7 protein-coding genes and 1 pseudogene are annotated in these 8,868 nt (G+C 47.0%); 4 read left to right on the forward strand and 4 right to left on the reverse strand.

Annotation, left to right across the window (positions count from 1 at the left end):
* Positions 1 to 676, reverse strand: a 676-nt coding sequence (locus ACQY26_RS04640; RefSeq protein WP_428047965.1) for an ATP-binding cassette domain-containing protein, incomplete at its 3' end; no start/stop codon positions are given.
* Positions 669 to 1,628 carry an ABC transporter ATP-binding protein gene (locus ACQY26_RS04645; protein ID WP_428047967.1) on the reverse strand — a complete coding sequence of 320 codons (960 nt, stop codon included), beginning with the start codon at positions 1,626 to 1,628 and terminating at the stop codon, positions 669 to 671. The genes ACQY26_RS04640 and ACQY26_RS04645, both read right to left, overlap by 8 nt.
* Before the next feature lie 53 nt (positions 1,629 to 1,681).
* Between ACQY26_RS04645 and ACQY26_RS04650 the strand changes: the two genes are divergently transcribed.
* From ACQY26_RS04650 to ACQY26_RS04665, 4 genes are all read left to right on the forward strand, one after another.
* Positions 1,682 to 2,110 carry a DUF192 domain-containing protein gene (locus ACQY26_RS04650; protein WP_428047968.1) on the forward strand — a complete coding sequence of 143 codons (429 nt, stop codon included), beginning with the start codon at positions 1,682 to 1,684 and terminating at the stop codon, positions 2,108 to 2,110.
* Positions 2,107 to 3,633, forward strand: coding sequence for a M20/M25/M40 family metallo-hydrolase (locus ACQY26_RS04655; RefSeq protein ID WP_428047969.1), 1,527 nt, complete (start codon positions 2,107 to 2,109; stop codon positions 3,631 to 3,633). Before ACQY26_RS04650 ends, ACQY26_RS04655 begins: the two co-directional genes overlap by 4 nt.
* Positions 3,634 to 3,735: 102 nt before the next feature.
* Positions 3,736 to 5,400 (forward strand): SulP family inorganic anion transporter, encoded by a 1,665-nt coding sequence (locus ACQY26_RS04660; RefSeq protein ID WP_428047970.1) that lies wholly within the window; start codon positions 3,736 to 3,738, stop codon positions 5,398 to 5,400.
* 115 nt (positions 5,401 to 5,515) lie between these two features.
* Positions 5,516 to 6,109 carry a nitroreductase family protein gene (locus ACQY26_RS04665; RefSeq protein ID WP_428047971.1) on the forward strand — a complete coding sequence of 198 codons (594 nt, stop codon included), beginning with the start codon at positions 5,516 to 5,518 and terminating at the stop codon, positions 6,107 to 6,109.
* Positions 6,110 to 6,220: 111 nt separating this feature from the next.
* Here the strand turns inward: ACQY26_RS04665 and ACQY26_RS04670 are convergent, their stop codons facing one another.
* Complete coding sequence (locus ACQY26_RS04670) at positions 6,221 to 8,068, reverse strand: ATP-binding cassette domain-containing protein (RefSeq protein WP_428047972.1); 1,848 nt, start codon at positions 8,066 to 8,068, stop codon at positions 6,221 to 6,223.
* A gap of 46 nt (positions 8,069 to 8,114) precedes the next feature.
* Positions 8,115 to 8,868: pseudogene (locus tag ACQY26_RS04675) on the reverse strand (translational GTPase TypA); the annotation flags it as partial.

Raw genomic sequence — 8,868 nt, forward strand, 5'->3', positions numbered from 1 at the left:
CTTTATCCATTACCGCCGCTTTTGAACATAAAAATTTGCACAAAGCCAAATCGTGCGATATAAAAACCAAACTTAGGCCGTATTCTTCCTTAATATCGGCCAGCAAATTGAGTATCTGCGCCTGTACGGAAACATCCAGGGAAGAGAGTGGCTCGTCTGCGATAATAAGCTTTGGTTTTAAAGCCAAAGCGCGCGCTATGGCTATGCGCTGACGCTGCCCGCCGGAAAATTCGCCCGGATATTTTGCCAAAGAGGATTCCGCCAGCCCCACCTGGCTTAAAAGCTTTTTTAAGGAAGCGTGCGTATAATGCTCCCCGTGCACCGAAAAAGGTTCGGCCAAAATTTCGGCGACGGTCATCCTAGGATTCAAAGAGGCGTAAGGATCTTGAAACACGGGCTGAACTTTGCGCCTGAAAGCTTTTAGCTCCCGCCCTTTTAAAGATGAAATATCCCGCCCGTCAACATAAATTTTACCGCCGTCGGGGCGCTCCAAAGCCAAAATCAGCCTCGCCAAAGTGCTTTTGCCACAGCCGGAAGGCCCCAATAAACCGAAGCTTTCCCCCTCTTCTACGCAAAAACTTACGTCTTTAAGCGCGGTTATCTTTTCCCCACCCCAAAACGATCCGCCGGAAATATAAGTTTTGCTTACGTGTTCTATTCTAAGAAGTTCAGCCATTTTTAGCGTCCTCGTATTTCCAGCATTTCACAAGCCTGCCGACGCCAGCCTCAAACAAAGGCGGTTTGCGGGTTTTGCATTTTTCCGAAGCATACGGACATCGCGGCGCAAACTTACAGCCCTTAAATTCCTTCCCGGGCGCGGGCGGCGCGCCTTTAACGGCTTTAAGCCTTTTCTCTTTTGAGGAAAGTTTGACCACGGAATTTAAAAGTCCCTCGCTGTAAGGGTGCAAAGGTTTTCTAAACAAATCTTCTTTTGAACATTCTTCCACTTTTTCGCCGGCGTAAAGCACCAAAACCCTATCCGCTATATTATTGACTATAGCCAAATTGTGAGTGATAAAAATTACCGAAGCGGCGTATTCCTTTTGAAGTTTTTTTATAAGTTCCAAAATCTGCAGCTGAACGGTTACGTCCAAGGCGGTGGTGGGTTCGTCGGCTATCAATATGCCCGGGTTAAGGCTGAGGGCAAGGGCTATCATTACGCGCTGACGCATTCCGCCGGAAAGCTGATGCGGATAAGAGTTTAAAAATTTTTCGTCTATGCCGACTTTCGCCAAAAGCTCCGCCGATTTTTTAAGAGCTTCTTTTTTGCTTATTTTAAGGTGCGCGCGCAGAGTTTCCGTCATTTGTGCGGCTACGGTAAACACCGGGTTGAGGGACATCATCGGATCTTGAAAAATCATTCCGATTTCAGCCCCCCTTAAAGCGCGCAAATCTTTCCCCTCGGTTTTAAGGATATCCTTCCCCTTGTAAAGCACTTCGCCCGAGGCCTTTGCGCCCGGCGGCAAAAGCCGCGTAAGGGCAAGACTGTGTACGGTTTTACCGCAGCCGGATTCCCCCACGACGGCCAAAATCTCGCCTTCGTTTAAGGTATAGCAGAGTCCGTCAAGAGCTTTTACCATGCCTGATGGAGAATTGAAGCTTACGGAAAGATTAGTCACTTTAAGCACAGTTAAATTATATCAAAATGATAAAAGCCTCTTAAATTGCTAAAATTATAATAATGAAGAAATATCTGTTTATATTGGCCGCTTTCCTTTGCGGATGCGGGCCCAAAACCACGGACATTATCCTGCCGGACGGCTTTATCGTCAAGGCGGAACTTGCCGTTACTCCCGAGGAAACGGAAAAGGGCCTTATGTACCGCACCGAACTGCCGGAAGGCTCGGGAATGCTGTTTGTTTTCGACTCGGACGAACCGCGCTACTTTTGGATGAAAAACACCCTCATAGATTTGGATATAATTTTTATAACCTCCGATTTAAAAGTGTTTTCCTATGCGGCAAACGTCCCGCATTCATACGTTTATACGCCGGATAATCAGGTGGCGACGGCAGGCGGATTCGGGCAATACGTTTTGGAATTGCCCGCCGGAAGCGTAAAGAAGCACGACATCAAAGAAGGTTCCGCCCTGGAGTTCTATTTAAAATGAAACCGTTTTTATTAATACTGCCGGCCTTATTTCTATCCTGCGCGCTTAACTGCGCAGAGCTTGATTTTGACGCGCTGAACCAATCGGCTAAAGACAATCTTATAAATTTGATAAATATAGACACCTCTCAGCCGGAGCCGCAGGAAACAAAAGCTTTAAGATACATATATAAAAAGCTGAACAAATATAAAATAGACTGGGACATCTACCGCACGGAAAAGCCGCGCGGCAATCTTATAGCAGTGCTTAAAGCCGATAAGGAACTGGCCAAACGGAACGAAAAGCCCCTTATCCTGATATCGCATTTGGATACCGCCGCCATACAAGACGGCTGGACTTTGCCCCCTGCCAAAGCAACCCTTAAGGATAACCGCATATACGGCCTGGGTTCCACCGACGCCAAAAATTACGCGGCCATAAACTTAACCATACTTACAAGGCTCTCAAAAGGCGATTTTAAACTTAACAGAGATATAATTTTTCTCTTTACGTCCGATGAAGAAAGCGGCAGCGAAAAAGGAATAAAATTCCTTTACGACAGATACCCGGAAAAGCTTAAAGCCGGCTACGCCCTTAACGAAGGCGGCGGCGTAATGAAAAACGAAGACGGCAAAATACCCGTTGATATTTTGTTCGTGGAAGCCGCAACCAAAATGTATATGGATATACTCGTAACGGCAAAAGGCGACGGCGGGAATGCCTCATCGGTGGGGGCAAATAACGCCATATATAAGCTTTCGCAGACGCTGGCCACCATAGAAAGCTATCAGCCTTTATATAAATTTTCACCGCTGGCCAAAACTTTTTTTGAAAGGATTTTCCCCTATCAGGACGACGACGCTCAAACGACTTTAAAACTCCTTGCGTCGGAAGATCCTCTTCAGGCCCAGCAAACGGCAAAAATCATCAGCGAAGACGAATTTTTTAAAACCCAAATAAGCGATACCATTACCCCCACCGTGCTGACTTCCGGCACCGAAGCCAATACGGCGTTTAACGAAGCTTCCGCCAATTTAAACTGCCGCCTGCTGCCGCAAAGCGACCCTATGGCTTTCGTAGATGAATTAAGCGCATTGTTCGCCGAGGACGAAAACGTAACTCTTACCGTTATAGAAAGGCCGGAAATTCCTTTTCCTCAGCCGCCGGCTTCTTTTGACGACCCGCTTTTTAAAGCCATAGAAAAAGCCGCGGAGCAAACCTTCCCCGGCATTTTGGTTCTGCCCGGCCTTACGCCCGCTTCAAGCGAGAGCGAATTCCTGCGCCGCCACGGCGTAATAACTTACGGCATAGGCCCGCTTCTGCAGGAGAACGGAAACGGCCCTCATCAGCCTGATGAAAGTATATCGGAAAAGGACTTCTTCGAACAGCTTAAATTAACATTTAACATTGTTCTGAATCTTGTTACCGACCCTCAGCCCAAAGCGGACGCGCCCGAGTCGGAAACAAATGAAGAAGACAAAGAAAGGGAGCCCGTACAGGATGACTTCCTGCCGATAATACAAGAGGGAGCCGCAGCTATTTAAAAGCGTCCGCGCGGCGGCAAATAATTTGCGGCCCGCATACAAAAAAAGATAAAATTATATATATTCTTAACTTAAAGCTTACTTGGAAACCTTAGAAATAAAATGAAATTGAAACCCAAATTGTTAAGCCTTCTTCAACACAGGAAGAAGGAGTTCCCGCGTGAAAGAATTATCGCGGATTTGACGGCCGGGCTTGTTGTTGCCTGTATAGCTCTGCCGCTTTCCATAGCTTTGGCCATAGCCTCCGGCGTAACGCCGGATAAGGGCCTTATAACTGCCGTAGTGGCCGGTTTTACCATTTCCCTGCTCGGCGGAAGCCGCGTGCAGATAGCGGGCCCCACGGGCGCGTTTGTCGTTATAGTTTACGGAATCATCCAGCAATACGGTTTGCAAGGTTTGCTGGTTTCCACGCTTTTAGCCGGCATAATCCTGATAATCATGGGATTTTTAAAATTCGGCGCGTTCTTAAAGTTTATACCTTACCCAGTAACCACAGGCTTTACAAGCGGTATAGCGGTAGTGCTGTTTTCAACGCAGATTAACGACTTTTTCGGCCTCGGCCTTACCGATATTCCCTCGGCCTTCTTCGCCAAGTGGAATTTGTATTTCCAAAGTTTTGCCCAAACTTCCGTGCCCACTTTGCTTATAGGCGCGCTGGCTTTGGCAATTATAGTGTTTTGGCCGAAAAAGCTTAAACTTTTCCCCGGTTCTTTGGCCGCATTGGTAATAAGCACGATTATAGTAAAAGTTTGGGATTTGCCCGTCGCAACCATAGGAAGCACTTTCGGCGATATAAAAACCGGCCTTATAACACCGCATTTGCCAGATATAAACTTGGATATAGTCCTTAAACTCTTAAGGCCGGCTTTTACGATAGCCTTTTTGGCCGGTATAGAAAGCTTGCTTTCGGCCGTAGTTGCGGACGGTATGATAGGTAAAAAACACCGCTCCAATATGGAACTTGTGGCCACGGGCTGCGGCAATATAGTTTCCGCGCTTTTCGGCGGACTGCCCGCCACAGGCGCGATAGCCAGGACTGCCGCAAATATCGACAACGGCGGAAGAACGCCTTTGGCCGGTATAGCGCACAGCGTGTTTCTCCTCATAATGATGTTATGCCTTATGAATTATATAAGCCTTATTCCGATGACCGCCCTTGCCGCCATTTTGTTTACCGTTTCTTACAGAATGAGCGATTGGCGCAGTTTCGTTTCTCTGTTTAAAGCGCCGGCGGGCGATATTTTGGTTTTGCTTGTAACTTTTGCGCTTACGGTGGTTATAGATTTGGTGGCGGCGATAGAGTTCGGCCTGGTATTGGCGGCGGTGCTTTTTATGAAGCGTATGTCGGACGTTTATAACGTAACCAACGCCGACGACGACATTATGGACGAAGTTCACCATAAAGACGATATCGACGCCAAAAAAATAGCCAAGCATGTAACCGTATATGAAATTAACGGGCCGTTCTTTTTCGGCGCGGCGAATATTTTTATAGACACTCTTAGCAATATAAAAGACTGCAAAGTGCTTGTTTTAAGAATGAGGAGCGTACCGGCTATGGACGCAACAGCCTATCACGCGCTTTACAAAATATACAAACGCTGCGCGGCGAGCGGGGTTAAAATCATTCTTTCGCATTTACAGCGTCAGCCGCATAAAATGCTGGATAAATACGGCTTTTTGGATATAATAGGCCGCCAGAATATCTGCAAAAACATAGACGAATCTTTAATGCGGGCCGAGGATATTATTTCTTCCGCCCAATAGAAGTCCCGGCGATATTTAAAAAGCCCTCCCAAAAGGAGGGCTTTTTTGATTAGCGAGCCCCATTGATTTTTTTGCCTCCGCCGCTATAACTATATAATGGCAAGGAGGAACAGAAATGGATTTTTTTAACGCGGTAAGGAAAAGACGCAGTATTTACGCTTTGGAAAACAAAGCCACGCTTGAACAAAAGGAAATACTTGATTTTATTGATTTCGCGCTGTTAAACGCGCCTTCGGCGTTTAATTGCCAAAGCGCAAGGCTTATAGTCGCTTTCGGGGAAAGCCACGCAAAAGTTTGGAATATAGTAAAGCGGACTTTAAAAGCTTTAGTCCCGCCGGAAAAGTTCCCCTCGACGGAAGCAAAGATAAAAGGATTTGCAAAAGCTTACGCCACGATACTGTTTTTTGAAGACGTAAAAATTACAGAGGAAATGCAAAGCAAATTCCCCTCTTACAGGGAGAATTTTCCACCGTGGGCGCAGCAGGGCAACGCGATTTTACAGTATATAATTTGGACTGGCCTTGCCAATTTGGGCATGGGCGCGAACTTACAGCATTATAACCCTGTTATCGACGCGGAAATAGCAAAAGCTTTTAACGTGCCGCCTTCATGGAAGCTTATAGCGCAAATGCCTTTCGGCGTCGCCGGCGGCGAAGCGGGCGTAAAGGAGATGATTCCCCCCGCCCAAAGAATAAAAGTGTTTAAGTGATAAATCCGCCGGAGTATTTACGCCGCAGTGCAGAATTACCCCGCGGACGGTCTATATATATGAAAACCGGGCAAGCCTAAAAGGTTTGCCCGGTTATAAATTGCCATAAGTTCAGCCGTTCATGATTTCTTCAAGCTGGGTGGAAAGATCTTCCCATTGTTTTTCCGCGTCGGAAATTTCCTTGTTTATAAAGGCAAGTTCTATGCTCAGCCCCGATTCGTATCCGCGGATTAAGCGCGCTTCCAGATTTTCCTTTTGGGAAGAAAGCGTTTCAAGGCGGCGTTCAATAGTTTTGATTTTGCTTCTCAAAGGAGCCGTTTCGGCCCGGAGTTTGGCCGCATTTTTGCGTTTTTCCTTGCGCCCGCCTTCAGAGGAAGAGTCTTCCTCCGAAGAAGATCGGGAAGAGTGCAAAACGTAATTTTTATAATCTTCCAAATCACCGTCAAAAGGCTTAACGGTGCCGTCGGCCACCAAAAGCAGGCGGTCGCATACGGATTCCAATATGTGAAAGTCGTGCGTAACCAATACTACTGCGCCGTCATATTCGTTTAAAGCTTCAATTAAAGCGCGGCGGCTGGTTATGTCCAAATGGTTTGTGGGTTCGTCCAAAATTAAAATATTGGGCTTGTTTATAGTGATGAGCGAAAGCAAAAGCCTGCTTTTTTCCCCGCCTGAAAGTTTGCCTATTTCCGTATCTGCTTTGCTTTTTTCCAAGCCGAAACGCGCCAAATGCGTATAAACTTCCGCCTCTTTGGCTTCCGGCATGGCGGCTTTGGCGGTGGCGTAAGGGGTGGACTCTACGTCAAACTCTTCCGTTTGGTGCTGGGCGAAATATGCGGTTTTCAGTTTTCTGGCATAAGTAAGCTTGCCGCTCATGGAGTGTATTCTCCCGGCCAAAAGCTTGGCTAAAGTTGATTTACCGTTGCCGTTGGAGCCGAGCAAAGCTATTTTATCATCTTGGGTAATAGTCAAATTAAGTTTATCAAGGACGATTTTATCGTCGTATCCGCAGCTGACGTCTTCCAATGTAAAAAGGTAAGCGTCCAAATGCTGAGGCTGAGGGAAAGAAAAACTTATGCTCTTTTCCAAAGGGATTTTAGGCGCGTCGCCCATTTTCTCAATCATTTTAAGGCGGCTTTGAGCCTGCTTGGCCTTGCTGGCTTTATAACGGAATCTGTCTACGAAAGCCTGTAAATGCTTTTTTGTTTCTTCATAGCGTTTGGCGTCTTTTACCAGCTGTTCCGTTTGGAGGTGGCGGGTTCTTTCGTAGGTGTCGTAATCGCCGGTATAAGTCTTTAGTTTGCATTCGTCTACAAGTATGATTTTATCGCAGACTTTGTTTAAAATGTTTCTGTCGTGGCTGACTATGATAAGCGTTTTATCCAGTTTGGCAAGACAGTTTTCAAGCCAGATGACCGTTTCCAAATCCAAATGGTTTGTAGGTTCGTCCAATAAAAGGCAGTCGCTTGGAGCAAACAAGGCCGCGGCCAATGCCGCGCGGACGCGCCACCCGCCGGAAAATTCTTTTAAAGGCCTTGATAAATCCGCATTGGAAAACCCCAATCCGCCGAGTATCGCGCCGGCTCTCGCGGCCGCGCCGTGCGCGCCCAAAGAATCAAGCTTATCGTATATTTCGGCAAGGCGTACGCCGGAAGGATTTTGCGCCAGTTCGTCGTAAAGCTTCTTTAAGCGCAAATCGGAGTATAAAACGTGATTTAGCGGCGTTTGGTTTATATCCGGTATTTCCTGTTCGACCGTAGCTAAAACCGTCCCGCTTGAAACGCTTATCTTTCCGCCGTCGGGATAAAGCCTGCCCAAAATAAGTTTAAAAAGGGTTGTTTTGCCGCAGCCGTTTAAACCGACGAGTCCGACTTTCTGCCCTTTGCCGATAAAGGCCGAGGCGTCTTCAAAAATAGTCCTTTTGCCTATATGGTAACTTAATTCGGAAATATCAATCATTCTGCTTTATCCTTCCGGCGAAACCAAAAACACACTCTTGTAAGGCTTATTCTTCGCCGGTGCCCTCTTCTTCTTTCTTATTGGCTCTTCTGCGTTCGTAAATATTAAGGATTTTCTTTCTGAGCCTGACGGAAGTGGGCGTAATTTCCACAAGTTCGTCCGGGGCGATGTATTCAATGGCCTGTTCAAGGCTCATAATCCTGGGAGGAGTCAGCAACAGCGCGTCGTCCGCGGCTTTTGAGCGCATATTTGAAAGCCTTTTGGTTTTATTGGGGTTGACCACCAAGTCATTATCCCTGGAGTTCTGCCCTACTATCATGCCCTCATAAACTTTAACGCCCGGGCCGACGAACAGCTGTCCGCCGTCCTGCAAGCTGTTTATGGCGTAAGCGGTGGTTTCCCCCGCTTCCTTGGCTATAAATACGCCGTTGCTTCTTAACGGCGGAACATCCACCTTGGGGTAATAACCGTAAAAACTGTGGTGCATAATACCCTTGCCGCGGGTGGAAGTTAAAAACTCGTTCTTAAAGCCGATTAAAGCCCTTGAGGGGATAACGTATTCAAGCCTTAATCTGTTTTCGCCTTCGCTGACCATATTTTCCAGCTTGGCTCCGCGCGTGCCGACAAGCTCAAAAACCGCGCCCTGCATATCGGAAGTAATATCCAAAATGAGGTATTCCATAGGTTCTAAGATTTTGCCGTTTTCCTCTTTATAAATAACTTCCGGGGAGGAAACCGCCAATTCAAACCCTTCGCGGCGCATATTTTCAATCAAAATCGTAAGGTGCAGTTCGCCGCGG

It is taken from the genome of Candidatus Proelusimicrobium excrementi (assembly GCF_937881865.1).
In the GTDB taxonomy this organism is placed as follows: Bacteria; Elusimicrobiota; Elusimicrobia; order Elusimicrobiales; family Elusimicrobiaceae; genus Proelusimicrobium; species Proelusimicrobium excrementi.

Excerpts from the sequence above, each read along its gene's own strand:
- ACQY26_RS04650 (WP_428047968.1), top strand. The coding sequence starts at position 1,682 with ATGAAGAAATATCTGTTTATATTGGCCGCTTTCCTTTGCGGATGCGGG.
- ACQY26_RS04655 (WP_428047969.1), top strand. The coding sequence starts at position 2,107 with ATGAAACCGTTTTTATTAATACTGCCGGCCTTATTTCTATCCTGCGCG.
- ACQY26_RS04660 (WP_428047970.1), top strand. The coding sequence starts at position 3,736 with ATGAAATTGAAACCCAAATTGTTAAGCCTTCTTCAACACAGGAAGAAG.
- ACQY26_RS04665 (WP_428047971.1), top strand. The coding sequence starts at position 5,516 with ATGGATTTTTTTAACGCGGTAAGGAAAAGACGCAGTATTTACGCTTTG.
- ACQY26_RS04670 (WP_428047972.1), bottom strand. The coding sequence starts at position 8,068 with ATGATTGATATTTCCGAATTAAGTTACCATATAGGCAAAAGGACTATT.